20 protein-coding genes are annotated in these 25,618 nt (G+C 62.4%); 8 read left to right on the forward strand and 12 right to left on the reverse strand.

What is annotated here, in order from left to right:
* Positions 1 to 446 precede the first annotated feature (446 nt).
* The 3 genes from nudE to KW840_RS15425 all read right to left on the reverse strand — a co-directional run bounded on the left by nudE (position 447) and on the right by KW840_RS15425 (position 3,393).
* Positions 447 to 995 (reverse strand): ADP compounds hydrolase NudE, encoded by a 549-nt coding sequence (gene nudE, locus KW840_RS15415; protein WP_057714052.1) that lies wholly within the window; start codon positions 993 to 995, stop codon positions 447 to 449.
* Positions 996 to 1,082: 87 nt separating this feature from the next.
* Entirely contained in the window at positions 1,083 to 2,213 is a 1,131-nt protein-coding gene (locus KW840_RS15420) for a helix-turn-helix transcriptional regulator (protein WP_057714053.1), read from the reverse strand.
* Between the two features lie 136 nt (positions 2,214 to 2,349).
* Entirely contained in the window at positions 2,350 to 3,393 is a 1,044-nt protein-coding gene (locus KW840_RS15425; protein ID WP_057714054.1) for a Rieske 2Fe-2S domain-containing protein, read from the reverse strand.
* A 146-nt stretch (positions 3,394 to 3,539) separates the two neighbouring features.
* Between KW840_RS15425 and KW840_RS15430 the strand changes: the two genes are divergently transcribed.
* The 4 genes from KW840_RS15430 to KW840_RS15445 all read left to right on the forward strand — a co-directional run bounded on the left by KW840_RS15430 (position 3,540) and on the right by KW840_RS15445 (position 7,069).
* Positions 3,540 to 4,379: an SDR family NAD(P)-dependent oxidoreductase gene (locus KW840_RS15430; protein WP_218496092.1), complete on the forward strand. Its 840-nt coding sequence runs from the start codon at positions 3,540 to 3,542 to the stop codon at positions 4,377 to 4,379.
* Complete coding sequence (locus KW840_RS15435) at positions 4,366 to 5,292, forward strand: alpha/beta hydrolase (protein ID WP_218496093.1); 927 nt, start codon at positions 4,366 to 4,368, stop codon at positions 5,290 to 5,292. Before KW840_RS15430 ends, KW840_RS15435 begins: the two co-directional genes overlap by 14 nt.
* Positions 5,289 to 6,404 (forward strand): 3,4-dihydroxy-2-butanone-4-phosphate synthase, encoded by a 1,116-nt coding sequence (locus KW840_RS15440; RefSeq protein ID WP_218496095.1) that lies wholly within the window; start codon positions 5,289 to 5,291, stop codon positions 6,402 to 6,404. Before KW840_RS15435 ends, KW840_RS15440 begins: the two co-directional genes overlap by 4 nt.
* Before the next feature lie 206 nt (positions 6,405 to 6,610).
* A complete protein-coding gene (locus tag KW840_RS15445; RefSeq protein WP_218496100.1) occupies positions 6,611 to 7,069 on the forward strand; it encodes a transposase in 459 nt (152 codons plus the stop codon).
* Positions 7,070 to 7,802: 733 nt separating this feature from the next.
* Here KW840_RS15445 and KW840_RS15450 read toward each other — a convergent pair.
* The 3 genes from KW840_RS15450 to KW840_RS15460 form a co-directional block, all read right to left on the reverse strand.
* The gene (locus KW840_RS15450) at positions 7,803 to 8,780 is read right to left on the reverse strand and encodes a 5'/3'-nucleotidase SurE (protein ID WP_218496102.1); all 978 of its coding nucleotides are present in this window, start codon (positions 8,778 to 8,780) and stop codon (positions 7,803 to 7,805) included.
* A 79-nt stretch (positions 8,781 to 8,859) separates the two neighbouring features.
* A complete protein-coding gene (locus tag KW840_RS15455; protein WP_218496105.1) occupies positions 8,860 to 10,239 on the reverse strand; it encodes a DUF1329 domain-containing protein in 1,380 nt (459 codons plus the stop codon).
* 23 nt (positions 10,240 to 10,262) lie between these two features.
* Positions 10,263 to 11,840: a DUF1302 domain-containing protein gene (locus KW840_RS15460; RefSeq protein ID WP_057714061.1), complete on the reverse strand. Its 1,578-nt coding sequence runs from the start codon at positions 11,838 to 11,840 to the stop codon at positions 10,263 to 10,265.
* A gap of 266 nt (positions 11,841 to 12,106) precedes the next feature.
* Between KW840_RS15460 and KW840_RS15465 the strand changes: the two genes are divergently transcribed.
* Positions 12,107 to 13,849 (forward strand): FAD-binding protein, encoded by a 1,743-nt coding sequence (locus KW840_RS15465; protein WP_218496117.1) that lies wholly within the window; start codon positions 12,107 to 12,109, stop codon positions 13,847 to 13,849.
* Positions 13,846 to 14,724, forward strand: a complete 879-nt coding sequence (locus KW840_RS15470; RefSeq protein WP_218496120.1) for an SDR family NAD(P)-dependent oxidoreductase — start codon at positions 13,846 to 13,848, stop codon at positions 14,722 to 14,724. The genes KW840_RS15465 and KW840_RS15470 overlap by 4 nt, the downstream gene beginning before the upstream one ends.
* Positions 14,725 to 14,978: 254 nt before the next feature.
* On the opposite strand, the gene KW840_RS15475 is transcribed toward KW840_RS15470, so the two are convergent.
* The 6 genes from KW840_RS15475 to KW840_RS15500 form a co-directional block, all read right to left on the reverse strand.
* The gene (locus KW840_RS15475) at positions 14,979 to 16,559 is read right to left on the reverse strand and encodes a FadD3 family acyl-CoA ligase (protein ID WP_218496121.1); all 1,581 of its coding nucleotides are present in this window, start codon (positions 16,557 to 16,559) and stop codon (positions 14,979 to 14,981) included.
* A gap of 72 nt (positions 16,560 to 16,631) precedes the next feature.
* Positions 16,632 to 17,378, reverse strand: coding sequence for an SDR family NAD(P)-dependent oxidoreductase (locus KW840_RS15480; protein ID WP_218496122.1), 747 nt, complete (start codon positions 17,376 to 17,378; stop codon positions 16,632 to 16,634).
* Between the two features lie 237 nt (positions 17,379 to 17,615).
* The gene (locus tag KW840_RS15485; RefSeq protein ID WP_218496123.1) at positions 17,616 to 18,698 is read right to left on the reverse strand and encodes a ferredoxin--NADP reductase; all 1,083 of its coding nucleotides are present in this window, start codon (positions 18,696 to 18,698) and stop codon (positions 17,616 to 17,618) included.
* Positions 18,699 to 18,711: 13 nt separating this feature from the next.
* The gene (locus tag KW840_RS15490) at positions 18,712 to 19,467 is read right to left on the reverse strand and encodes a glucose 1-dehydrogenase (protein WP_090456735.1); all 756 of its coding nucleotides are present in this window, start codon (positions 19,465 to 19,467) and stop codon (positions 18,712 to 18,714) included.
* Positions 19,455 to 21,134 carry an FAD-binding protein gene (locus KW840_RS15495; protein WP_218496124.1) on the reverse strand — a complete coding sequence of 560 codons (1,680 nt, stop codon included), beginning with the start codon at positions 21,132 to 21,134 and terminating at the stop codon, positions 19,455 to 19,457. The genes KW840_RS15490 and KW840_RS15495 overlap by 13 nt, the downstream gene beginning before the upstream one ends.
* Positions 21,135 to 21,143: 9 nt before the next feature.
* The gene (locus KW840_RS15500) at positions 21,144 to 21,659 is read right to left on the reverse strand and encodes a flavin reductase family protein (RefSeq protein ID WP_218496125.1); all 516 of its coding nucleotides are present in this window, start codon (positions 21,657 to 21,659) and stop codon (positions 21,144 to 21,146) included.
* A 1,230-nt stretch (positions 21,660 to 22,889) separates the two neighbouring features.
* Here KW840_RS15500 and KW840_RS15505 point away from each other — a divergent pair.
* Together KW840_RS15505 and KW840_RS15510 are read left to right on the forward strand one after the other, a co-directional pair.
* Positions 22,890 to 24,074, forward strand: a complete 1,185-nt coding sequence (locus KW840_RS15505; protein WP_150812557.1) for a flavin-dependent monooxygenase — start codon at positions 22,890 to 22,892, stop codon at positions 24,072 to 24,074.
* A gap of 138 nt (positions 24,075 to 24,212) precedes the next feature.
* On the forward strand, positions 24,213 to 25,334 hold the full coding sequence (locus KW840_RS15510; RefSeq protein ID WP_102672755.1) for an LLM class flavin-dependent oxidoreductase: 1,122 nt from the start codon (positions 24,213 to 24,215) through the stop codon (positions 25,332 to 25,334).
* Positions 25,335 to 25,618 lie beyond the last annotated feature (284 nt).

Below are 25,618 nucleotides of genomic sequence, written 5' to 3' on the forward strand. Positions count from 1 at the left end.
AATCAGAATGGGTGCCTCGTAGTGGCTACAGCAAGATCGAGGAAGCCAAAACCGATATGGTGCGCTTCTTCATGTACTACAACCGCACCAGGCTCCACAGCTACAACAACTATCTGTCGCCAATAGCTATGGAGCAAAAAGCGGCATAAACACCGTAACCGGTGTCCGGGATTACTTGACCAGTTCAAGCTCGCTCCCACAGGTTTATTGGGCGTTCCCGGGATTTGCGTCTGGCCGCGATCCGGTGGGAGCGAGCTTGCTCGCGATGGCGGCCTATCAGGCGACATGGGTGTTGGATTTGCCGGCCTCATCGCGAGCAAGCTCGCTCCCACAGGTTTATTGGGCGTCCCCAGGATCTGTGCCTGGCCGTGATCCCCTGTGGGAGCGAGCTTGCTCGCGATAGCGGCCTATCAGGCGACATGGATGTTGGATGTGCCGGTGTGGTGTCAGGTTCGTCGGGCGAGGGCGCCTATTGCCATGAACAGCGCCGCAATCGCCCTGGCCTCGTGGAGTTCACCGCGGGCCACCAGTTCGGGGATTTGCGCCAGCGGTACCCGCAGGCATTCCAGGGGTTCGGGTTCGTCGCCTTCGAGTTGGCAGGGGCTCAGTTGTTCGGCCAGTACGACTCGGTAGCGGTGGCACAAGTGCCCCGGTGCCAGGGTCAGCTCGCCCAGTTCAGTGAGGCGTTCGGCGCGCATTCCGACTTCTTCGCTCAGCTCGCGTTGCGCCGCCTGCAAGTAGTCTTCATTGGGCTCGGCGCCGCCCTTGGGCAGACCGAGAATGGTTTTTTCCACACCGACCGCGTATTCGCGCACCAACAGCACATGCTCTGGATCGGGCATCGCCACCAGCATCACCGAGCGATAACCGGTGCCGCGCAGGCGTTCGTAGACCCGCTGCTGGCCGTTGCTGAATTGCAGGTGCAGGGCTTCGATCTGAAAGTGGCCGCTTTGCGCCAGCAGTTCAGTCTTGAGGATGGTTGGGCAGTTGCGCATGGGGCAGTCCCCTGTTTGGGATAAAGACACTGTGCGCTGTGCAACGGGAGCCGCCATCGTCCGAGCGGACGAGGGCGGCAATGAGGGCTAGCCGAGGGTCGCCACGCTGCGCAGGATCAGGCGCACCAGCATGGTCTGGCGGGTCACGCCGGTCTTGGAGAAGGTCGAGCGCAGGTGTGCCCGCGAGGTGTTGCGGCTGATGCCCAGCTCTTCCGACGCTTCGTCGAGGGTCAAGCCGTTGGCAAGCAACATCGCCAGCTGGGTTTCCGCCGGGGTGAAGTCGAACAGCGCGCGAACGATTTCCTGCGGCGCGGTGGATTGTTGCTCCGGGTCGCTGATGAAAATCACCACGGTCGGGCACTGCTTGCCCTCGCTCCAGTCCGTCAATGGCACCGAGCGCACGATGATCCCCAGGTCCGCTTTGCCGGACGGCCGCTGCACGCGCAGGGCTTCGACCACCGACGGGTTGCTGCTTTTTTGCGACAGCAGCGACTGCTTGACCAGGCGACGGAACTCCTGGGTGTCCCGGGCCGTACCGACCTGCAGGCCATCGTTGACCAGTTTGATGCCGTCCTTTTCCTGGATCAGCCGGTCGGCGACCTGGTTGGTCTGCAGTACCTTGCCGGCCTCATCGAGGATGATCGTGCCGACCGCCATCTGGTTCACCGCGCCGGCGTACAGATTGCGTTCGGCTTCGATGCGGTTGAGCTGCATGTGGATCTTGATCGAACGTTCCAGGTGCGCAATGAAATGCGTGAGCATGGCCTTTTCTTCATTGCCGAACGGCTTGTCGTCACGTCCGCGGCTGATGCGAATGCGGCACTGGGCGCCGTCGACGGTGTTGATGTCGGCACCGAGGATGTGGAACACGTCCACCGGTTCAAGGAAGTTCTTGTAGAACTCGGAATTCTGCCAGTCGTCGTTGGAGACGAACTCGGCGAGGGTCACCACCTGGCGGTTGGGCAGGTCGACAAACGGATCTAGGCTGAAAAAGTGTTTGTTGTACGACGCGGTCGCCTCGGTCGAGGTGCCGGTGGTGTTGACCATCAAGCCGTCCACGTGGGCGCTGGGCGGACGCAGGATGAAGGTCACGTACTTGCTGTTCAGATGCACATTGAGCTGATTGAGAAAAGTAGCCCAGGGAATGGTTTCCAGCGGACCCTGATAGAGGTTGCCGATCAAATCACTGAACGTATCGAGGCTGAGGCTCTGCTGCATAGGGAAAAACCGTTTTTATTATTAGCGTTGGCGGTGGCCGAGAATAAGCGCCGGTATCGACTCCTTGCAACGCTCGGGCTCAGGGCCTGACCGGCGGCTGCCGAACAGGCCCATGACGGGCGAAAAACCGCTGGCGTCAGACCCGTTCGCTGGCGCGCACGACAAACTTCTTGTGTTCGGCAACGTCCGCCGACAGCGCCTCGACGTCGGTGTAGAACTGCTCGTACCAACGGCGCAACTGATAGACCGGACCGTCGCCGTCACACAACAGCGGGTTATCGACGCGGGTCTTGCTGTGCCAGATGGCTACGTCTTCGTAGAAGGCTGCCTGCGCCTGCGCCACGTAGGCCTTGGCCATCGCCTGGTTCTGCTCTTCGCTCAAGCCCGGGATCTTCTTCACCAGCACGCCGTAGCGCAGGGTGAAACTGTCGAGGTCGACCGGCACATGGCAGTTGAGCAGGATCGAGTGGATCGGCTGGCCGTTCATGGCACCGTTCATCTCGGTGATCTGATAGGCCGGGCCGAAATAGGTGGCCTCGGTGGTCAGCACGCTGTCACCGGACAGGCGCTCACTGCGGGCGCGCATGATCTGAGTGGCCAGGTGGCCCTGGAAAATGTTGATGAACTCGTCGACCGGCGCGCCATGGACGGTGCCGAAGTGCGCCATATCGGCGATGTTGTCGATCAGTTCGCGGCAGTTGGTGTCAATCTGCAGCTCGGCGACTTCCCACGCCGCCCATTCGTCGCTGTAGCAGGCGTCGATGCGCGGAATGCGTTGTTCCGGCAGCGGGGGGTTGCCTTCGGGGTCATTCCAGACGAACAGCAACTGGTTCTCTTCCATGATCGGCCAGCTTTTGATTTTGGCCCGAGGCGGGATGCGCTTGGCGTAGGGGATGTCATCGCACACGCCATCGGCGCCCCAACGCCAGGCGTGGAACGGGCAGCGAATCGAGTTGCCTTCAACGCAACCGGTGCTCAGGTCGGCACCCATGTGCGGGCAGTAGCCATCAAGAATATGCAGCTCGCCGTCTTCACCCTGGAACGCCACCAGACGGGTGCCGAACACCTCCAGGCGATGGGCCTTGCCGTCGCGGTATTGCGCGGCCAGGCCCAGGCAATGCCAGCCGCGGGCGTAGCGGTCTTCCAGCAGTTTGGCTTCGATGCGGTGCAGGGTACTCATCTTATTATTCTCCCAAGGGATCACGGGGTTGGCGCATGTAACGGATTCTGCCGCCCCTGTAAAAGCGGGCATCGTCTGAATGGACGATGGCTGCTTTAAGTAGGCCCGCTCTACTGGCGCCATTGGACCCATGGCAGGAGTTGGCGATGAGTAATGAACAACGGCCGGTAGCGGTGATTACCGGGGCCGCCAGTGGTATTGGCCGTGGCCTGGCCGAACACGCCGCGACACTGGGCATGCGCCTGGTGCTGGCGGATCGGGATGCAGCGGGCCTGCAAGCCCTGTGCGACGAATTGAAGGCCAGCGGTGTGCAAGCGATTGCCTGCGTCACCGATGTCGGTGATGTGAAACAGGTCGAGCGCTTGCGTGACCGGGCTGTCGAGCACTTCGGCGGGGTCGACCTGCTATTCAACAATGCCGGGGTGATGCAAACCGGCTTCAGCTGGGAAATCACCGAGACGCAATGGCAGCGCATGCTGGACGTCAACCTCAACGGCGTTATCAACGGCATTCGCACCTTTGTGCCGTTGCTGCTCAGTCAGGGCCGGGCAGCCCATGTGATCAACACCGCGTCCCTAGCCGGGCTGGTCAGCAGTCCGCTGATGGCGCCGTACAACGTGACCAAGCAGGCGGTGGTCGCGCTCTCGGAAACCCTGCATTACGAACTCGCCATGATCGGTGCGCCGGTATCGGTTTCGGTGCTGTGCCCGGGGCCGGTGGCCAGTGAAATCATGGCGTCGAACCAGGTGGTGGACACTGCCGGGTCCGACTTCAGCCAACTGCTCGACAGCACCATTCGTCAGGGCATGACCCCGGCGGAATTGGCCGCGCAAGTGTTCGCCGCCATCGCGCAAAAACGCTTCTGGATCCTGCCCCACAAGGGTTTCAAGCCGGCCCTTGAGCGCCGGGTACAAAGCATCCTGGGCGAGACCAATCCGCAGTTTCAAATGGCCGACGTAGAGGACGATGCCCATGCCGCTCGATAAGCAGATCGCTGGGGTGCTCCAGCAATTTCGCGACATCCCCGAGCCCGATTTCAGCCAGGTCGATGCCGCTCAGTACCGGCAGTTCTCCGACAACCTGCTGCCGGCCATCCCCGGCGATCCGATGAGCGAAGTGCGCGACTTGCGGGTGGCCGGCGCGGACGGTGAACTGGACGCACGGTTGTACCGGCCATCGGAAGAACCCGACCTGCCATTGCTGGTGTTTTTCCATGGTGGCGGGTTTGTCATGGGCAATCTCGATACCCACGACAATCTCTGCCGCTCGCTGGCCCGCCAGACCGAGGCGGTGGTGGTGTCGGTCGCCTACCGACTGGCGCCGGAAAGCAAGTTCCCCGCTGCGCCTCTCGATTGTTATGCGGCCACCTGCTGGCTGGTCGAGCACGCGGCTGAACTGCGCGTCGATGGCAGTCGGCTGGCTGTGGCCGGAGACAGCGCCGGGGGCAATCTGGCGCTGGCGGTCAGTCAGTTGGCGGCACGACGCCAAGGACCGAAGATCAGCTATCAGTGCCTGTTTTACCCGGTCACCGATGCGGGTTGCGACTCTCAGTCTTTCGAAGACTTTGCCGAGAGCTATCTGCTTTCCGCCGCAATGATGCGCTGGTTCTGGCAGCAGTATCTGCAAGACGTCGGGCAGGCGGATGACCCATTGGCCTCGCCGTTGCGTGCCGAGAGCCTGGCGGGATTGCCGCCAACGACCCTGATGACTGCCGAATTCGACCCGTTGCGCGATGAGGGCGAGGCCATGGCCGAATGTTTGCGCGAGGCCGGCGTGCCTGTGCGCGTACAGCGTTGTGACGGCATGATCCACGGCTTTATCAGCATGGCGCCATTTGTCGAAGGGGCGGCACATGCCTTGTCCGAGGCGGCAGCCGACCTGCGCGGGGCGCTCAAATGAACGGCCTGGCTTTCAATACGGTACCGCAACTGATCGAGGCCATAGGCGCCGGTCGGATGGTGGTGATCACCGACGACGAACACAACGGCGAAGGCTCGTTGCTGATGGCCGCCGAACAGGCCGGGGCCGAAGCCGTCACTTTCATGGCGGTGCAGGCACGCGGGCTGATTTGCCTGGCCCTGACCGAGCAGCGCTGTCGCGCGCTGGGCCTGGACCTGATGGTGCCCAACTCCCGGGCGCAACATGGCGTGGGTTTTACCCGCTCGATCGAAGCCGCCACCGGGGTGTCCACGGGTATCTCGGCGGCGGACCGGGCGCGGTCGATCCAGGTGGCGGTCGACCCGGCCAGCGTTCCAACGGACCTGGTGCAACCGGGGCATATCTTCCCGGTGCAAGCCTTGCCCGGTGGCGTGATGCAGCGGGCCGGACATGTCGAGGCCGCTTGCGACCTGACGCGACTGGCGGGGCTGCAACCGGCGGCAACCCTGGTGGGCATTCTCAACGAGGACGGCGAACTGGCCCGTGGTGCCGAGTTGCATGAGTTCGCCCAACGTCATGGCTTGCGGATCGGCACCATTGCCGACCTGATTCACTACCGCATCCTGCATGAAGGCACGATCGAGCGCGGCGGCGAATATCCGTTGCATACCCGCCACGGTGAGTTCCAGGTGACCACCTATCAGGACACCTACCAGGGCTCGCTGCACCTGGCACTGGTCAAGGGCCGGATCGACAGCACGCAACCGGTGTTGGTGCGGGTGCAAAGCATCGAGACGTTGCGTGACGTGCTGGGGTGTGAAAGCGAAGGCGGGCCGCAACAGTGGACGCTGGAGCGTTCGCTGGCCAGTATCGCGGCGGCCGGTAGCGGTGTGCTGGTGCTGCTGGCGCAAAAGGAAACCGCCGAGGGCGTGCTTGAGCAACTGCGTCAGCGCAGCGGCGGCAAGCACCGGGCGCCACAGTTTCCGCAACGGACTTTGGGCATTGGCGCGCAGATCCTGCGCGACCAGAACGTGCGCAAAATGCGCCTGATGAGTTCGCCGGTGCCGTACACCGCCGTGTCCGGGTTTGATCTGGAAGTGACGGAGTTTGTGCCGTTTCAGCCGGCAGTCTGAAGCCAACACAAAACCCAGTGGGAGCAAGCTTGCTCCCACAATGGTTTTTGGATACCCGCAGATGTTGCGTACACCGACTAACCCTGTGGGAGCGAGCTTGCTCGCGATAGCTATCGATTGGTCACATCCGGTCAAAGGTTGACCCAACGCCCAAGCATCCACCGGTCTAGCCTTGCTCCTGAATTCACTATGGAGAGGGCAAAGGAATGCCTCATTTACCTGCTTCATTTCGTCTGCGCATCGGCCGCTATGCCGAGCCCAACAGGGTTTACCTGTTGACGAGCAACACGCTGGATCGAGAACCGGTTTTCAAGGATTTCGGTTTGGGCAGGCTGGTCGTCAAGCAATTTCAATATGCACAGGAACAATACTGGGCGAACTCTTTAGCGTGGGTCGTCATGCCCGATCATTTTCATTGGTTGATCGAACTGCAGCAGTGCTCACTCAGTCAGCTGATGCAAAAAACCAAATCATTGAGTACGCGGGCCGTGAACATGTCCGTCGGACGTAAAGGCAGTCTATGGCAGCAGGGCTATCACGATCGGGCGTTGAGGCGGGATGAGGACCTGGTCAAGCTTGCTCGATATGTTGTCGCGAACCCGTTGCGGGCTGGGTTGGTTGAGAAGCTTGGCGACTATCCGTTGTGGGATGCGATCTGGGTTTGATCCGTAACCGCGTAGCCACCATCGCGAGCAAGCTCGCTCCCACAATGATTTTTGGATAGCCGCAGATGTTGTGCACACCCGCTAACCCTGTGGGAGCGAGCTTGCTCGCGATGGCGGACTGTCGGGCGAGATTGATGTGGACTGGGCCAGCCTCATCGCGAACAAGCTCGCTCCCACAATGATTTTTGGATAACCGCAGATATTGTGCACACCCGCTAACCCTGTGGGAGCGAGCTTGCTCGCGATGGCGGACTGTCAGGCGAGATTGATGTGGACTGGACCGGCCTCATCGCGAGCAAGCTCGCTCCCACAATGATTTTTGGATAGCCGCAGATGTTGCGCACACCCGCTAACCCTGTGGGAGCAAGCTTGCTCGGGATAGCGGTCTGTCAGGCGAGATTGATGTTGACTGGGCCGGCCTCATCGCGAGCAAGCTCGCTCCCACAATGATTTTTGGTTATCCGCAGATGTTGCGTACACCCGGTAACCCTGTGGGAGCGAGCTTGCTCGCGATGGCGGACTGTCAGGCGAGATTGATGTGGACTGGACCGGCCTCATCGCGAGCAAGCTCGCTCCCACAATGATTTTTGGATAGCCGCAGATGTTGTGCACACCCGCTAACCCTGTGGGAGCGAGCTTGCTCGCGATGGCGGTCTGTCAGGCGAGTTTGATGTGGACTGGGCCGGCCTCATCGCGAGCAATGGTTTTGTGATTAACACCGTTCCGTGCTTGCTTAAGGCCTGACCCCGCGCAATATCTTCTTCGCCTGATCTTGCATCGCCTGCGGCGCGGTCATGTTGCCGTCGATCACGGTGATCACCGCGTGGCCTTGCCACAGTTGATAGGCATCGGCCTGTTGCTGGGCTTGGGTCGGTATCGAGGGGGCGGCCAGGTTGACGTGGACCACGCCGTCGGCGCCGCGCTGGGAGGTGAAGTTGACCCGATCCCAATTGCCGATCGGCGCAAAGCGCACGCCTTTGACTTCATCGGGTTTGAGGGGCGGGTAGTTGAGGTTCAGGCCGCTGACGCCCGGCAGGCCGAGCACGTTCAAATCACACTGATGTTTGTTCCTGGCACAGGCCAGCTTGGCGTCTGTACCGGCCAGGCCCGCCTGTTCGATGACCTTCACGGCAAAGCGCGCCGTGTCGTCCATGGCGCCGAGGGTCTTGCGGTAGCCGGCCTGCTGGTCGCGGATGATCAGGTCCATGTCGATACCCGTGGACACCGCCACCGCCGGAATTCCCTTGAACATCGCGCGAACGGCGGCGTTGAGGGTGCCGGACATCTGCGTCAGCGGGCCGACGTTTTCGCCGAAGTTGCTGCCTGACACCACCAGGTCTGGTGGCGAATCCTTGAGGATCACGTCGAGGGCGACGTTGACCGCATCCACCGGCGTGCCGATGGCGGAGGTCTTGCCGGTGGGCGGGGTGTAGTCCTGCGGCGGCCCGACGCAAAATTTGCCTGGCGCCAGTTCGGTCACCGCCAGGGCCTGGCCGGGTGCGACCACGCTGGCGGCGCTGATGCCGCTGCTGTCGTTCAACGGGCCGACCAGGGTGACCTTGTGCCCGGCGGCGGTCAGCGCCCGGTACATCGCATCGATGCCGGGCGCGCGGCAGCCATCGTCGTTGGTCAGCAGAATGTTCAAGGCGTTGGCTTGCATCGACAGGCCAACGCTGGCCATGGCGATGATGCCGGTGAGGAGTTTTTTCATGGCGAAGTCTTCCGTGGGCGCAGCGGATTTTACAAAGCACAACGCCCCGACCGAATGATTCGGTCGGGGCGCGGTGAGTTTAGCGGGTGCCGAGTTTGCGCAGGTTGCTAGGGGTGAATTCGTCTTCAGTGAAGGCGGTGGCGTTGAGCTTGGCCGGCTTTTGATCGATCAGCATGCGGTCAACCAGGTAAGAGCCGGCGATCAGGTCGTGGTAGATGCCCAGACGAGCGTGGTAGCGCTGCATCTCATAGGCGTAGATCGAGGTCTGCATGTTGGTGCGCCACAACTGGCCACGGCTGTCGTAATTGTCGGCCATGGTCGCGGACCAGGTGTCCTCGTCCAGGTACAGCACGCGCTTGGCGTATACGTGGCGGGCACCTTCCTTGAGGTTGGCCTGCAACACCCAGACGCGGTGTTTCTCGTAGCGCATGTACTGCGGATCGACGTGGCCGGTGGTGTCCAGGATCTGGTCGGCCGTTACGCTCGGGTCGTCGATCTTGTAGTTGTGGTACGGAATGTAGATTTCCTTCTTACCGACGATGGTCCAGTTGTAGCGGTCTGGCGCACCGTTGAACAGGCGGTCTTCGTCGTACACCCGAAAGCCTCCCGCGCCGGTCGGCGAGTCATAACCCACGGTCGGCGCGCGACGTACCCGGCGTTGGCCGGGGCTGTACTGCCAGGCCTGGCGCGGGGAGGCGGTCGGATTGATGAACTCGTGACCGACCACGATCTCGCCTTTCTTGCGCACCGGTTCCAGGGTGGTGAGCAGGAAGTGGGTGGATACACCGTTTGCGGCCTCCAGGGTTTTGTCCGGGCTCGACCAGATCGAGAAGATCTTGTAGTTGACCTCTTCCAGCACCTTTTCCTTGTTGGAGTACACCACCGCCTGGCCGTAGTTGGCCTCTTCAGTGTTGGCGCGCCCCTGCAAGGTATGGTTGAACATCAACTCGCTGCCGTTCTTCGGGATCGGGAACGGCGAGGCACCCCAGGCGTTTTTGGTGTCGTTGTTGTCATTCTCGAGTTCGGCAGTGACGGCGTTTTTCTTGATCTGGTCTTCCAGGCGCTGATCAAGGCGGAAGTCGCGGTGGCTCGGGTAGACCGGGATCTTGAAAGTATCCGGGTATCGCTTGAACAGCGCCTTCTGGCCATCGGTCAGGTTGTCGGCGTACTTGTCCATGTTCTTCGAGTCGATCACGAACAGCGGTTTTTCCGCGGCGTACGGATCCGGGTACGGCGTGCCGGGGCCGGCGTATTTGAGTCCTGGCGGCAGGCCGCGCCATTTGCCGGACCAGGCCGGGATGCTGCCGTCGGCGTTGCCGGCTTTTTCGGCGCCCATCGGGGTCAGGTCCTGGCCCAGGCGGGCGGCTTCTTCGGGGCTGACCTTGGCGTAGGCCAGGCCACTGCCGAGCAGGCCGACGGTCAGCGCAGTGCTCAATAATGTTTGGGTGAATCTGGACATGCTGTGCTCCTCCGACAGGGGAATCAGAACCGGTACTTGAAGTTGAGCGCGACGTTGTCGCGGTCGGCCAACGGGCTGTTGTTGGCGCTGCCGAGGTAGGCGTTGTAGCGGGCCTCGACGGTGAAGTTGCCCAGGTAGCGCCACGAGCTGCCGATGCTGGCGCGGTTATCGTTCTGGCCGGCGTTGATCGAGCCGACCATCGAGCTGTCGCCGTGGGCGGCGGCGCTGAAGGTGACAGGCACCGACATGTCCCATCCGCTGAAGACGTCGTTGTAGTCAAAGTTCGCCTGCACCGTGTAGCCCCAGGCATCGCGGTCATAGACCAGGCTGTCGGTGCCCGGCAGCGCGAAACCAGGGGCCAGGGTCACTGGCTGCGACTCGTCGTTGCTGACCACGGTGTTGTAGACCAGCTCGCCGGTCAGGCTGGTGTTGTCGGCGAAGGAGGTCGGGCCGAGCACGTAGATCATCGACGTTTGTGCTTGTATGGTCTTGCCGCGCACGGGGCTGGAGAAACCGTTGTCGACCATCACTGGCGTGCCGTCTCGGTAGCTGACTTCACCGGCCCAGCTGACATCGCCCAGCACCGTGGCGAAACTCGCACCGAACAGGTCGATATTGTCGAAGTAGCGCACCTGGTAGCGGCCCAGGTTCGTCGCAAAATCCAGCGACGGCGTCTTGTCGTGATAGCGCGAGTAGAAGAGGCCGAACTCGGTGTTGTTCAGCGACTCGGCGGCGTAGGTGAAGGCCACACCGTACTGGCCGCTGTCGCTCGGCTTGTCGTCCTTGAGGCGGGTGACGAAACCGGAGGCGTCGTTGAAGCCGCCCTCGTCGATGAAGTCGGTGGTGGAGAAGTAACTACCCACGCCGAACAGCTCGGTTTTCTCCCACTTGTATTGGTAGTAGGCCTGGATACCCAGGCTTTCGGTCAGGGCGAACTGGGTGAACAGTTGGCCGACCGGCAGCAGGATTTCCTTGACCTCGACGCCCGGGGTGGTCGCCTTGGTCGCGTCCACCGGGCTCTGGGCCGCGGAAATACCCGGATAGAACAGACTTTCACCCCAGCTCACCACCTGATTACCCAGGCGCGCGTTGAGGGCATGGCCGCTCACGTCCCAGGTGCCATAGGCGTAGTAGTCGAGCATGCGCAACTCATTGCGATGCTGGTCGATGGTGTCCTGGGAGAAACGGTCGGGTTTGCTGCAATGGCCGCCGGCGAAGCAGTTGGAAGTGCCGGTGGTGTTGTCGTTGTCCTGATCGTAGACGTTGTCGTAGAAGCCCGTCGCCCGGACGAACACGCCGTAGTCGTCTTGCCACTTGATGTTGGCTTCGGTGAGAAAGCCGCTGCGGTTGTTGATCAGGCTGCCTTTGTCGAACGCGTTGTCGCCGTCGTTGCCGTTGGCATTGGCGGTCAGCTTGTGATCGCGAGACTCGGTCCGCCAGGCGAGGCTGTAGGTCAGAGTGGTGTCCCAGTCGATGCTCAAGTCTTCGCTTGGCTGAAAGCTCATGGCGTTAACGTGAGCGCTAAGTCCACCAGCGAGCATCAATAGAACAAGCTGTGTGCGAGGGTGCTGTGTTGGTGGGGCGATTATTGTTTTTATCATGTCGTCCTCATGGCCCAGGTCAGACTTGCCCGACCTGCATTTCAGGGGAGTGATTGGTGCTGTGGGCGACTATGGAGTCACGACTTGCGCGCAACATCGTCCAAGCGGACTAAGCGATTTGTACGGGGCGGGCGCAGTCCTGGCCTTAGTCTTATCGGACGATGAACACCCGGCGCACGGGGCGAACAATCCCGAGACCGACTGCACCGGGCGAAGATCCGGCGGTGGCGGTTTCTGCCTGATGGGCGCTGAACAAGGGTGATCGCATGAACGCTGCCGGGATCAAATGGGACGAGTGTTGTGATGTGTTGGTGATTGGCTCGGGAGCCGGGGGCATGACCGCAGCGCTGCGCGCCCACGACCTGGGCCTGAATGCGCTGCTGATCGAAAAGAGCGGCGAGTACGGCGGCACCTCGGCGGTGTCCGGCGGCGGCATCTGGATCCCCAACAATCACCGGATCAACGCCATCGGCGGCAGTGATTCGGCGGCCGAAGCGATTGCCTACATCCGCGCCGTGACCCATGGCGAGATCGACGATGGGCGCATCGAAGCCTATGTCGAACACGGCCGGGAGATGGTCGAGTACCTGGAAAAACACACCCGCGTGCGCTTCGAGGCGCAACCGCGCTACGCCGATTACTACCCGGAAGTCGAGGGCGGAAAACCGGGCTATCGTTCGATGGATCCGCAACCGTTCGATGCCGCCGAACTCGGCGAAGAATTTTTGCGCATGCGCGCACCGTCCCCCGGCACCCTGATGATGGGGCGCATGGCGATGACCATGAAAGAGGCGCAAGTGCTGCTGTGCCGTGGCCCCGGCTGGTTGCGCCTGACCCTGCGGGTGATGTGGCGCTACTGGCGTGATCGCGAGGGGCGGCGTTTATCCCGTCGTGACCGTTTCCTGACCCTGGGCAATGCCTTGATCGGTGCCTTGCGCTGTTCGTTGCAGGATCGCGGCAAGTCGCTGTGGCTCAACTGTGCATTCGAAGAGCTGCTGCTGGTCGGCGACCGGGTCGGCGGGGCACGGGTCAATCGCAACGGTCAGTTGCTCAACGTCAAGGCGCGCTACGGGGTGATCATCGCCGCCGGTGGTTTCGAGCGTAACCAGGCGATGCGCGAGCAGTACCTGCCGCAGCCGTCCCGGGCCAACTGGAGTGCCACGCCACCCAACAATACCGGTGACGGTATTCGCGCTGGCCTGGCCATCGGAGCTCGGACCGCGTTGATGGAGCACAGCTGGTGGGCGCCGACCACTTACGTCAAGGGCGAAGAAAAACAGCGGGCGCTGTTCGTCGAACGCACCCTGCCGGGGTGTGTGATGGTCAACGCGGCGGGGGAGCGTTTCGTCAACGAAGCCGCGCCCTATACCGATATCGTTTACGCGATGTACGCCAACAACCGCGAAGGCGCCGCGAGCGTGCCGTGCTGGATGGTGTTCGACGCCGAGTTCCGCCGCAAATACCCGTGCGGCGCCTTGTTGCCGGGCTATGCCCAGCGCGATTGGCAATTGCCCGAGCATTTGCGTGATTACTTCCACAAGGCGTCGAGTCTGGAAGAACTGGCGACGAAAATCGACGTCGACGCTGGCGGGCTGATGCGCACCGTGCAGCGTTTCAACGGCATGGCCGTGCAGGGCGTCGACGAGGATTTCCACAAGGGCGAATCACTGTTCGATCGCTACTACGGCGACCCGAACGTGCAACCCAATCCGTGCCTGGCGCCGTTGCTCAAGGGGCCGTTCTACGCCGTGCGCATCGACGCCGGCGACATCGGCACCAAGGGGGGCCTGCTGACCGACGTGCACGCCCGCGTGTTGCATGAAGACGGCGAACCGATCAACGGCCTGTACGCCATCGGCAACAGCGCTGCCTCGATGATGGGCCGCACCTATCCGGGTGCCGGTTCGACCATCGGCCCGGCCATGACCTTCGGTTACCTGGCCGCCAATCACATCAAGCGCCAGAGCGAAACCGCTTCGGCGAAAACCTTGTCCGGGAGTGTCGAATGAACAACCAGCGTCCACAGATCGCCGTAGTGACCGGCGCCAGTCGCGGAGTCGGTCAGGGCATTGCCCTGGCCCTTGGAGCGGCGGGCATGACGGTGTATGTCACCGGTCGCGCCCCGGCAAAGGGCGGGTCGAGTTTGTACGGGCATGCCTTGCGCGGCTCGCTGGAGGACACCGCCGCCGCGATCACCGACGCCGGTGGGCGCGGTATCGCGGTGGTCTGTGATCACGCCGATGACGCGCAGGTTCAGGCGCTGTTTACCCGTGTGGAAAATGAGTGCGGGCATCTGGATCTGCTGGTGAACAACGCCGCGTTCATCCATGACCAGTTGATCGAACCAGGGCCGTTCTGGGCTAAACCGCTGGACCTGGTGCGCATTCTCGACGTCGGCCTGCGCTCGGCCTACATCGCCAGCTTCTATGCCGCGCCGCTGTTGCTCAAAAGTGCACAAGGGCTGATTTGCTTCACTTCGTCGTTCGGTGCCGGGTGCTACATGCATGGCCCGGCGTACGGCGCGCAAAAGGCCGGCGTCGACAAGCTGGCGGCGGACATGGCGATCGATTTCGAAGGGCAGGGCGTGGCGGCATTGTCGCTGTGGCTCGGCCCGCAATTGACCGAACGTACGAAGATTGCCGGCGAACAGCATGGCGAGCAGTACCAGGCATTCCTGGCCCACGCCGAAACCCCGCAATTCAACGGGCGGGTGATTCATGCCTTGCTCAATGATCCGCAGTTGATGGCGTTGTCCGGGCAGACCCTGATCACCGCCGAAATTGCCCCTGGCTACGGCATCAGCGAAGCCGAGGGCCGCCAGCCGCCGTCCCACCGCGCCATGCTCGGCGACCCGCGTAAGCAGCATCCGGCGCGGGTGGTTTAACTACGTCATCTCGGCACACACAAAACCTGTGGGAGCGGGCTTGCTCGCGATGACGGAGTGTCAGCCAACATCTATGTCGACTGACCTGACGCTATCGCGAGCAAGCTCGCTCCCACAGTTGATCTGTGTCGGACTCGAAACCTGTGTACACCCTCGAACATTGTGGGAGCGAGCTTGCTCGCGATGGTCTATCAGTTGCATTGATGTCGACTGACACACCATCGCGAGCAGGTTCGCTCCTACAGGGATTGTGTTTAGTCGACTGGCTGCAATGCCCACTCGCGCAGCACATTCTTGGTCACTTTCCCCGCCGCATTGATCGGCATCTTCTGCAGCACCCGCACCCGACGCGGAACCTTGTAGTTGGCCATCTGCTCACGGCACCAGGCGAGGAATCGGGTCTGCTCGATTTCCATACCTGGAGCAGGCAGCAGAAACGCCATCGCCACTTCGCCCAAGCGTTCGTCGGGAATCCCGATCACCGCTGCCTGGGCCACGCCCGGATAGGTCAGCAAACACTGTTCGATCTCCGCCGGGTACACATTGAAGCCACCGGTGATGAACATGTCCTTGAGGCGGTCGGTGATGCGCAGGTAACCCTGTTCGTCGAGCATGCCGATGTCGCCGGTGTGCAGCCAGCCGTCGGCGTCGAGAATTTCCTGGCTGGCTTCGGGGTTGTTGAGATAGCCCTGCATCAGGTTGTAGCCGCGAATCTGCACTTCACCGGGAATGTTGGCCGGCTGGCTGCGACCGCTGCTACCGACACAGCGCACTTGCACCCCCGGCATCGCCCGGCCACTGGTGTTGGCGACCAGTTCCGCCGAGTCGCCGGACCGGCAGATCGTGGCGAACCCACAGACTTCCGTCAGGCCATACGCGGTGACGATGGTGGCAAAGCCCAGTTCGTCGCGCATGCGGTGGATCATCTCCACCGGAATCGCTGCCGCCCCGGTCACCGCAACGCGCAAGGAGCTCAGGTCGAATTCGTTGCGTTGCGGATGGGCAAGCAACGACTGATACAACGTCGGTGGCCCGGGCAACACGGTGATGCGTTCGCGCTGCACGCATTCGAGCACGGCCTGCACGTCGAACACCTGTTGCGGCAGGAGGGTGCAGCCACGCATCAGCGCTGCCAGCCAGCCGGCCTTGTAGCCGAAGGAATGGAAGAACGGATTGACGATCAGGTAGCGATCGCTCTCGCGCAAACCGACGATATCGCTCCAGTCGCGCACGATTCGCAGGTTCTGGCCGTGGCTGGTCATCACGCCTTTGGGTTTACCAGTGGTGCCCGAGGTGAACAGCACGTCGGACAAGGCCTGCGGGCCAACGCTCTGTTCGCGGGTGCGCAAGGCCAGTTGCGGCACATCGGCCGCCAGATCCATAAACCGCTCCCAGGCCAGGGTGCCCGAATTGGCACCACGCACGCTGACGATGTGGCGCAGGGCTGGCAGGTCTTCCGACGTCAGCATGCCGGGGTAGTCCGCGCCGAGGAATTCGCCGATGGCAAACAGTACGCAGGCGCCGCTTTCGCGCAGGATGTAGCCGGCCTCGCTGCCCTTCATCCGGGTATTGAGCGGCACCAGGGCGGCACCGACACTCTGCAGGGCGCCAGCCGCAACGATCCATTCCCACACGTTCGGCGCCCAGATTGCCACGCGGTCCCCGACCTGTACGTCGAGGGCCAGCAGTGCGCGGGCAGCCTGGCGGCGCAGTTGGTCCAGTTGTCGGTAGCTGATGATGTGGCCCGCGTCCTCGATGGCCGGGCGGTCGCCGTAGGCCTGGGCCGCGTTGGCGAACAGTTGAGCAATGGTCAGTGTGGTGGCGACAGGCGGCATGGGGCCTCCCCGGTTAGAAGACAAGTACGAAAAAGGGAGTAGGCCGGGCAGGGCGCCCGGCCGGATTGCGAATTACTGGGCGGGCGGGGCGAAACGGCGACCGGCGGAGAAGCCACCGTCTACGGCGATCATCTGGCCGCTGACAAAGGAGGCTTCGTCGGACGCCAGGAACAGCGCAACGTTGGCCACTTCTTCCGGTTGTCCGGAGCGGCTGAGCATGTGCTGCGAGGCGAAGAAGGCGTGGAACGCGTCATTGTCACGGACCATGCTGGTCATCGGCGTTTCGATCAGGCCGGGGCACAGACCGTTGACGCGAATGTTGGCGTAGCCGTAGTCGATGGCCATCGAGCGGGTCAGCTGGTTGATGCCGCCCTTGGACACGTTGTAGGCCACGTTGCCGTCGCAGCCTTGCAGGCCGAAGATCGAACCGACGTTGATGATCGAGCCATTGCGTTGTTCAACCATCGACGCCAGCGCGTATTTGCTGGTGAGCATGCTACCGGTCAGGTTGATGTCCATCACCCGTTGCCAGTTGGCGGTGGTGGTCTGGGTCACGCTGCCCTGGTCGGCGACGCCGGCGGCGTTGACCAGTACGTCGATGCGCCCGAAGCGGCTGATGACTTCTTGCATGACCTGCTGCACCTGCGCTTCGTCGCGCACGTCCAGGGTCATGAACAGGCCGGGAAAGTCTGCCGGTGCGCTGCCGATGTCCAGTCCAATCACTTGCGCGCCTTCGGCCGCGAAACGGCGCACGCAGGCCAGACCGATACCCGAAGCGCCGCCGGTGACCACCGCGACCTTATTCTGCAAACGAGCCATAACTGCACCTCTTTATTGTTGTGGGCTAATGCTGTGGTCGAGTCTAACCGCAGACCGGGCCTGGGTGATCGTCCGTTGAGACTAAGCAACAGATCCCCCGGCGTGCACAATTCAACTGTGGGAGCGGGCTTGCTCGCGAAGGGGGCGGCAAACTTGACATCATCGTTGTCTGACACACCGCCTTCGCGAGCAAGCCCGCTCCCACAATTGACCGCATTCCCCCGTAGGAGCGTATCTTCAATCAGGGAATTTAAGGCGCACCTTCGCCCCGGTCGGGCGGCTCTGGCAGGCCAGCGTCCAGCCGTCGGCGAGCTCCTTGGGGGTCAGCACGTCGTTGCGGGCCAGTTGGGTCTGGCCTTCCTGGACCACGCACATGCAGGCCCCGCAAAAACCTTCTTCACAGGACGAGGGCACGTCCAGACCGGCGGCCTTGCAGCTTTGCAGCAGGGTGTCGCCGGGTTTGCAGGCAATTTCGTGTTGCTGACCATCGAGCTCGACGATCAGCGCTTCGCATTGCGAATCCATGGCCGCCGCTCGTGCCACGGCCTCTTCGGCCAGCAGTTCATCGGGGTCCGGCGGCGAGACGAAGCGTTCGACATGGATCCGCTCGGCCGCTTCGCCCACTGCCAGCAGCGTGCGCTCCACGGTGTCCATGAACGGTCCCGGCCCACAGATGAAGTAGTCGCCGCCGGCTGATCCGCGCAGCAGATGACGGACCTGATGGTCCGTCAAAAAACCCTGCACCGAATCGAGGACGTGCACCACGTGCAGTTGATCAGGATGCGCCTTGATCAACTGGCACAGCTCGTCCTTGAAAATCACCGACGCCTCATCGCGGTTGGCGTAGATCAACTTGATCGGTCGCCGACTGCTGTGCAGCACCGATTTGAGAATGGAAAACACCGGGGTGATGCCCGAGCCGCCCCCGAACAAGACCAGGGGTTTTTCGGTGTCCGCCTGCGGGTCCAGGCAGAAATGCCCGGCCGGTGGCAGCACTTCCAGCCAGTCGCCGACCTGCACTTCGTTCATCCAGTTCGACACCCGGCCACCGTCGACCCGTTTCACCGTGACCTTGGGCAGCGCGTCCGCGAGGGGCGAGCTGGCCATGGAGTAGCAGCGGGTCAACAGTTTGCCGGCCAAGGGCACGCGAAAACTCAGGAACTGGCCCGGTTTGTAGTGAAAGCGCTCACGCAGGGCTGGCGGTACGTCCAGCACCAGCGAGCGCGCATCCAGGGTCTCGTCGATCACCGCGCACACTTGCAATGAGACGCTTGCCGTCGTGTGCTCGGCCGGGGTCAGGTTCTGTTGTTGCGTGCCCATGTTCACCTCGACCTCAGAGACTGCTGATCAGTTGGGCGTTGTCGACGCGAATCTCGGCACCGTTGACGAATCGCGACTCGTCGGTGGCCAGGAACAGCACCACGTTGGCAATGTCCCGTGGCGCGGCCATGCGGTTCATCGGGTCCTGGTCCAGCGCTTCCTGCGGGATCGGCTGACCACCGGCCAGGGCCTGGGTCATCGGCGTGTTCACGCCATCGGGGTGCACGCTGTTGCAGCGGATGCGGTAACCCTGCTGCTTGCAGTGCAGGGCAATCGAACGGGTCATCGCCGCCACCGCGCCTTTGGACGCCGAATAAGCGCAGAACATCGGCATCGCGCCCAACGCGGCCACCGACGACATGTTGATGATCGACCCGCCACCGGTTTCCTTCATCGCCTGGATCGCGTACTTGCAGCCGAGGAAGTAGCCTTCGCCGTTGATCTTCTGCACCTTCTGCCACAGCTCCAGCGTGGTGTCTTCAATGCTGCCCAGGGCCAGGATCGCGGCGTTGTTGACCAGTACGTCGAGACGGCCGAAGTGTTCGACGGTGGTCTTGATCACCTGTTGCCAATCGCTTTCGCTGGCGATGTCGTGGCGGATGAACAGCGCGTTGGCGCCGATTTCTGCAGCCACCTGGCGACCGGCCTCTTCGTTGAGGTCGGTCAGTACTACTTTGGCGCCTTCGCGGGCCAGCAGCAGGGCGTCTTCGCGACCGATGCCGCTGGCGGCGCCGGTGATGATGCAGACTTTGCCTTCTACACGTTGCATTGTTGTTCTCCTGATCGTGCGGTTTGAAGTGCGAATTGGTCGGCCACGTGGGCGGCAGCCCGGCGACCGGAATAAATGCAGTCGGCCAGGGACAGGCCGGAGACATACAGGTTGGAAGCGACCCCGACCGCATTGCGGCCGGCGCTGTACAGGCCCTGGATCGGTTGACCGGCGTGGTCCAGCACCCGACCGCTGCCCTCGCAGACCTTCAACCCGCCAAGGGTGATGACCGGGCAGGGGAACAGGCGGCTGGTGAAGGACAGGTCGAGGGCGTACCACGGGCCTTGTTCGAGATTGGCGAGCATCGCCGAGGACTTGCCGAACTCGTCGGCGACCTCACCGCGTGCCGCCCGGGAATAGCGTTCGACACTCTGGCGCAGCAGTTCCGGCGGCAGATTGCAGCGTTTGGCCAACCCGGCCAGGCTGCTACTGCGTTTGGCGTTGAACAGCAGATTGAGCAGCACCGGCAGGCGCTGGAAATTCCACACCTTGCCCGGGCCCACCTGACGCAACGCTTCGCGCATCAGCTCACGGTTGAGCACCAGGATCGCGCGACCGTCTTGTTCTTCGACCATGGCGTGGCCGAGGGTCGCACCGTAGATTTCTTCGTTGGCGTAACGCTGTCCGCGGGCATTGACGATCAGCCCGCGGGCCCAGGCCAGTGGCGGATTGATGAAGCGCCAAGCGCTGATCTTGTCCATCCGCGCCACGCTGCCACCGGCGCTCTGGCCCAGGGCGATGCCGCTGCCATTGCACCCGGTGGCGCCCAGGGGCAACCCGGCCAGGTACTGCGGCGCGTGTTGGCGCACCAGGTCGCGATTGAAGATAAAACCGCCGCTGCTCAATAGCACCGCCTGTTCGGCGCGAATCAATTGCCGAATGGCGCTGGTCTGCTCGATGCGACGCTGACGGGCGCGCAAGCGGTCAGCCAATGCGGGGGCGTACATATGAATGGCGGCGGCCCAGCGCGACAGACGCGCATGTTGTCGGGCTACGCGACTGCCGGAAGGCAACTGCCAGGCTTCGACGCCGATGACCTTGTCGTCGAGGTCGAGCACCAGTCGCCGCACTTCGCACTGGCTGCGCAGGCGCGCACCGTGACGCAAGGCGCTGGCCTTGAGCGGGGCGAACAGGCTGGCGCCGGACATGCCCGGACCTTTGGTGCGGTGGCCACGGGGTGCCGGTTTGGCACTGGCGGCATAGGCCGGCACGGCTTCGTTGCCAGAGTAATAGAGGTAGTACTGGTCACTCGGGTACGAGGTTTTATGCGGCGGCACGCTGGCTTCGAACGCCGCGCCCTGTCGCTCCAGCCAGGCCAGTTGTTCGCGGCTGCCGTCGCAGAAATTGCGCAATGTCTCGTGGCTGACGGCTTCGCCGACTTCCTGACGCAGGTAATTGAACATGGCTTCGCTGGTGTCTTCATAGCCAGCCTGACGCTGATACGGCGTGCCACCACCGGCGTACACCACGCCACCACTGAGCGCCGTGGCGCCGCCGCCTTCGAAGCGATCCAGTGCGAGCACTGACAGGCCGCGAGTGCTGGCTTCGATGGCGGCACAGGCGCCGGCACCGCCAAACCCGACGATCAGCAAGTCGCAACGGTCATCCCATGGCAACTGGTCGGCGCTGTTCACTCGCAACGCCGTCAACCTGTTCAGGCTGTCCATGTTCGGGCCTCAGCCAGCAGCAGCGAGAGAGGGTGCGGGTTTGGCGGTGGTGGTGTAGCTGCCGTCGAGGTAGACCAGCGGGGTGATTTCGGCGGTGGTGTGGATCTGCAGGATGCGTCCGATGAACACGGTGTGGGTGCCGTAGCTGAAGTGGCCGTCCTGGCGGCAGAGGATCGCCGACTGTGCGTCACCCAGGTAAGGAATGCCGCCGGGGCTGGTCAGCCAGTTGCCACGGTCGAAGCGCGCTTCGCCCTTGATCGCGCCGCTGCACAGGTTGGCCAGGTCTTGTTGTTCGACGCCGAGGATGTTGACGCAGAAGTCGGCGCCGGTCGCCAGTGCGGCGTGGGGCGAGGCGGTCTTGTTGACGCAGATCAGCAGCGATGGTGGCTCGGTGCTCAGCGAGTCGACGGCCGTGGCGGCCATGGCGAAGCGTTCGGTGCCGTTGCTGGTGCTGATAATGGTGACTGACTTGGCCAGGCGGCGCATGGCCTGGAGCATGTCGGCTTTGAGGTTGGCGTCGTTCATCGCGCTGGGCCTTTTTTTTGTTGGGGGTTGGGTGCGATGGATTCTTGCTCTGGCTCTTGTCTGGAGCATCGTCCGAGGGGACTAGGCCTTGGCGGCCTCTGGGCCGACCAGGCTCTTGGTTGATTGAGTACATATCCGTTTCTGCGGTAATGGCGGCTGGCGGTTTCGCCCTTACGGCGAGTCCCTTTTGTCAAACGACACAAAAGGAACCAAAAAGTCTCGCCCCGAACGTACGGCCCTCGCCAAGGCTCGGGGTTCCTTCGCTCCGGCATTCATCCGGGGGCATCGCCCTCCGGTTGGCTTCGCTGGCACCTACATGCGATGTGTTCGACTGCGTCGAACGGCGCTGCGCGCCAATCCCCGGATGAACACCTCCACTCAGCCTGCCGAGGGGGCGGGTGGATCAAGATCAAAAGCTGCAGGCGAGCTAACGCTCGGCCTGATGAGTGGTGAGAAGCGACGCGGTGGTGCGGGATGCTCTGCTTTTGCTCTGCTCTTCTGTGGGAGCGAGCTTGCTCGCGATGGACGTCAACGATAACGCGTGCTACCTGAATGCCCGCGTTGTCCTGGCGTTTTTCGCGAGCAAGCTCGCTCCTACAGGGAAACGCGTTCAATTGCGATCAGGCCGGCCAGCAGGCCGCCTCGCTTTGGCTTTGGCTTTTGATCTTCTTGCCCCCTCGTGAGGCCGAGTGGAGGTTCTGCGCAGTGGGCAACCCGGCATGGATGCCGGGTTAGCCGCCCCCGGCCATGGATGGCCGATGGCGGCGGGCCCACGGAGCAGGACCGGAGCGAGGGCATGCCGAGCCTAAGCGAGGCACCGAACGAAAGGGGCAAGAGCCCTTGGTTACTTGGGGCTTTTCCAAGTGACCCGCCGTAAGGGCGGAACCCTGAGTGGCCGTTACCGCAGCAACGGATATGTACACCCACAAAACACTTATCGCCTGACACAAAGCCATCGCGAGCAAGCTCGCTCCCACAGGGATCTTCAGTGGCCACAAGTCCCGAGTAAAACCGGAGACCGGAGAGCGAGCCTGCTCGCGATGGCAGCCTGCCAAGCAACACATCCCTTTCTAATACACCTCCCCAGATACCTGTTCCCCAATCCCACATGGTCCGTTTGAGGGATGTCCCCTGCGTTGCGCATTGTTTGAATGCCAGTGTAGGGGCGCTACATCCGCCCCGTTGCACGCGCGCCCCGGCGGATGGGGTGAACAAAGGAGAACAATAAAAATGCTCAACCAAGACCTGATTCGCCAGCGTCTGAGCCAACGTGCCCGCGAGTTGGTGCCGATCCTGCGTGAACGTGCCCTGAACGCCGCGCAAGCAGGCCAGTTGCCCGAAGAAACCCTGAAGGATTTCCAGGACGCCGGGTTCTTTCGCATCCTGCAACCGTCCCGTTGGGAAGGCTATGAGCTGGAGCCCAAGGACTTCTTCGACGTACAGATGACCCTTGCCGAAGGCTGCATGTCCTCGGCCTGGGTACTGGGGGTGGTGGCGATCCACAACTGGCAACTGGCGCTGTTCGACGACCGCGCCGCGCAGGATGTCTGGGGCAGGGATTCCAGCGTGCTGATCTCCTCTTCCTATATGCCGGTGGGCAAGGTCGAGCGGGTCGAGGGTGGTTTCAAATTGAGTGGTCGCTGGGGCTTTTCCTCCGGCAGCAAGCATTGTGAGTGGGCGTTCCTCGGTGCGCTGGTGCCGCCGGCAGAGGCGGGCGGGGCGCCGGATTACCGGACGTTCCTGGTGCCGCGCAGCGACTACCAGATTCTCGACAACTGGAACGTCATGGGCCTGGAAGCCACCGGCTCCCACGACATTCTGGTGGAGAACGCCTTCGTTCCCGAGTACCGCACCCATCGCGCCCTCGACGGTTTCATGCAGAACAGTCCGGGCAATGCGGTCAACACCGCGCCGTTGTTCCGCCTGCCATTCGGTCAGATTTTCGTGCGTGCGGTTTCCTCCTCGGCCATCGGTGCCCTGCAAGGCGCGGTGGATCAGTTTGTCGAGCACAACCGCGCCCGGGTCGGGGTCAATGACGGTCGCAAGATGGTCCAGGACCCGGCCGCGCAATCGGCGCTGGCCAACGCCATGGTCTGCGTCGATGAGTGCAAGACCGTGCTGCATCGCAACTTCGCCCTGATGCTGGAGCGCGCGCAGAAGGGTGAGCCGTTGAGCATGCCCGAGCGGGTGAAGATGCGTTACGACTCGGCGCTGGTGGCCGACAAGTGCGCCAAGGCCGCTGGTGACCTGATGTTCAACAGCGGTGCTTCGACGATCTTCCGCAGCCATCCGATCAACCGAGCGTTCCGTGATATTCACACCGGTCGCGCCCACGTCGCCAACAGCCCGGCCAAGTACGCCTGGAACCTCGGCGGGGTCAGCATGGGGCAGGACAGCAGCGACTTTTTCCTCTGACGCTGGCGTACAGCTCTTTTCTATGAATCGGGCTAGTCCGTTTGCGTGATTCGAGCGCCCCGCCGATGCCCGAGCATTGGCGGCAAGGCGAAGGTCTACGGCGCCGACTGCGCATCCAAATAAGCACAAGGATCAACCATGAAATTTTCCCTGATTTACGAAGCCCAGACGGTGGACTCCAGCCGCGAAGGCGACCGCAAGATTTTCGAAGACACCGTCGAGCAGGCCGTGCTGGCCGACAAGCTGGGTTTTGACACTTTCTGGTGCGTGGAACACACGGCGCTGAGCAACTACTCACACATGTCCGCGCCGGAAACCATGCTGGCTTTCGTGGCCGGTAAAACCGAGCGCATCGGTATCGGCCACGGCGTGGTCTGCCTGCCTCCGGCGATGAACCACCCGGTCAAGGTCGCCGAGCGCATCGCCACCCTCGACCTGCTGTCCAAGGGCCGTGTGCACTTTGGCGTGGGCAAGGGCGGTACCCAGCAGGAAGCCGGCACCTTCGGCTACGACCTGGCGACCTTGCAGCCGCAGATCGACGAGATGATGTACCTGATTCCGAAAATGTTCGTGCAGGACGAGATCGAGCACAACGGCGACTTCGTGCAGATCCCCAAGCGTCCGATCCATCCAAAGCCGTATCAGGACCCGCACCCGCCGATGTACCTGGCGTGCACCAACACCGAGTCGCTGAAAAATGCCGGCGGTCGTGGCATGGGCGCGCTGGTGCTGGGCTTTGGTGGCCCGGAAGAGATCGCCAAGAAGGTTGAGGTGTATCACACGGCCTACGACAACCGCGATGAAAAGAAGCAAGTGGGCTTCCGCCCTAACCGTCACATTGCCGCGCTGTGCCCGGCCATCGTGCTGGACGACAACGCAGAAGCGCGCCGCATCGGTATCCGTGGCCAGCGTTACTTCATGGAGTCGTTGGGCTACTGGTACGGCGGTGGCGAGCGTCCGGATCCGGAGAAGTGGAAGGACGACACCTTCGTCGATGGCAATGGCCAGAGCGTGATCAAGTCGCGCTTCGCCTCTGAAGAAGTCAGTGTCGACTTCTCCGACCCGACCATGGCCATGATGAACCCGAACCACGCCTACGGCACCGTCGAGGATTGCATCGGCTACGTGCAGCGCCTGATCGATGCCGGCGCCGACGAAATCCTGTTCATCTGTCAGATGGGCACCGTGCCGCAGTGGGCGCAGCTGGAGACCTTGAAGAACATTGGCGAGAAGGTGATTCCGCATTTCCGCAAGGCGTGATAGTTGACGCTAAACGCATGAACACCGCATACCCCTTGTAGGAGCGAGCCTGCTCGCGATAAACCTGAGAACGCCGCGGGGTGCCAGGCTTGCAGCGTTATCGTTGGCGACCATCGCGAGCAGGTTCGCTCCTACAGTTGAACGCATTTCAGGCCTGGCACGGACGTCAGGCCAACTTTCCAACGGGTCCCCAAGGCCCGTTTTTTTATGCTTGCACTAACTTGACCATCACATGCCCCTCTGTTGGAGCGAGCTTGCTCGCGATGGCGGTCTTGCATTCAACA

Source organism: Pseudomonas sp. PDM30, from assembly GCF_019218985.1.
Classification (GTDB): domain Bacteria; phylum Pseudomonadota; class Gammaproteobacteria; order Pseudomonadales; family Pseudomonadaceae; genus Aquipseudomonas; species Aquipseudomonas jessenii.

What these genes read in the sequence shown, in the direction of transcription:
- KW840_RS15435 (WP_218496093.1), top strand. Translation starts at nt 4,366, where the DNA reads ATGCCGCTCGATAAGCAGATCGCTGGGGTGCTCCAGCAATTTCGCGAC.
- KW840_RS15470 (WP_218496120.1), top strand. Translation starts at nt 13,846, where the DNA reads ATGAACAACCAGCGTCCACAGATCGCCGTAGTGACCGGCGCCAGTCGC.
- KW840_RS15445 (WP_218496100.1), top strand. Translation starts at nt 6,611, where the DNA reads ATGCCTCATTTACCTGCTTCATTTCGTCTGCGCATCGGCCGCTATGCC.
- KW840_RS15505 (WP_150812557.1), top strand. Translation starts at nt 22,890, where the DNA reads ATGCTCAACCAAGACCTGATTCGCCAGCGTCTGAGCCAACGTGCCCGC.
- KW840_RS15475 (WP_218496121.1), bottom strand. Translation starts at nt 16,559, where the DNA reads ATGCCGCCTGTCGCCACCACACTGACCATTGCTCAACTGTTCGCCAAC.
- nudE (WP_057714052.1), bottom strand. Translation starts at nt 995, where the DNA reads ATGCGCAACTGCCCAACCATCCTCAAGACTGAACTGCTGGCGCAAAGC.
- KW840_RS15500 (WP_218496125.1), bottom strand. Translation starts at nt 21,659, where the DNA reads ATGAACGACGCCAACCTCAAAGCCGACATGCTCCAGGCCATGCGCCGC.
- KW840_RS15480 (WP_218496122.1), bottom strand. Translation starts at nt 17,378, where the DNA reads ATGGCTCGTTTGCAGAATAAGGTCGCGGTGGTCACCGGCGGCGCTTCG.
- KW840_RS15430 (WP_218496092.1), top strand. Translation starts at nt 3,540, where the DNA reads ATGAGTAATGAACAACGGCCGGTAGCGGTGATTACCGGGGCCGCCAGT.
- KW840_RS15420 (WP_057714053.1), bottom strand. Translation starts at nt 2,213, where the DNA reads ATGCAGCAGAGCCTCAGCCTCGATACGTTCAGTGATTTGATCGGCAAC.
- KW840_RS15425 (WP_057714054.1), bottom strand. Translation starts at nt 3,393, where the DNA reads ATGAGTACCCTGCACCGCATCGAAGCCAAACTGCTGGAAGACCGCTAC.
- KW840_RS15465 (WP_218496117.1), top strand. Translation starts at nt 12,107, where the DNA reads ATGAACGCTGCCGGGATCAAATGGGACGAGTGTTGTGATGTGTTGGTG.
- KW840_RS15450 (WP_218496102.1), bottom strand. Translation starts at nt 8,780, where the DNA reads ATGAAAAAACTCCTCACCGGCATCATCGCCATGGCCAGCGTTGGCCTG.
- KW840_RS15490 (WP_090456735.1), bottom strand. Translation starts at nt 19,467, where the DNA reads ATGCAACGTGTAGAAGGCAAAGTCTGCATCATCACCGGCGCCGCCAGC.
- KW840_RS15495 (WP_218496124.1), bottom strand. Translation starts at nt 21,134, where the DNA reads ATGGACAGCCTGAACAGGTTGACGGCGTTGCGAGTGAACAGCGCCGAC.
- KW840_RS15485 (WP_218496123.1), bottom strand. Translation starts at nt 18,698, where the DNA reads ATGGGCACGCAACAACAGAACCTGACCCCGGCCGAGCACACGACGGCA.
- KW840_RS15460 (WP_057714061.1), bottom strand. Translation starts at nt 11,840, where the DNA reads ATGATAAAAACAATAATCGCCCCACCAACACAGCACCCTCGCACACAG.
- KW840_RS15440 (WP_218496095.1), top strand. Translation starts at nt 5,289, where the DNA reads ATGAACGGCCTGGCTTTCAATACGGTACCGCAACTGATCGAGGCCATA.
- KW840_RS15510 (WP_102672755.1), top strand. Translation starts at nt 24,213, where the DNA reads ATGAAATTTTCCCTGATTTACGAAGCCCAGACGGTGGACTCCAGCCGC.
- KW840_RS15455 (WP_218496105.1), bottom strand. Translation starts at nt 10,239, where the DNA reads ATGTCCAGATTCACCCAAACATTATTGAGCACTGCGCTGACCGTCGGC.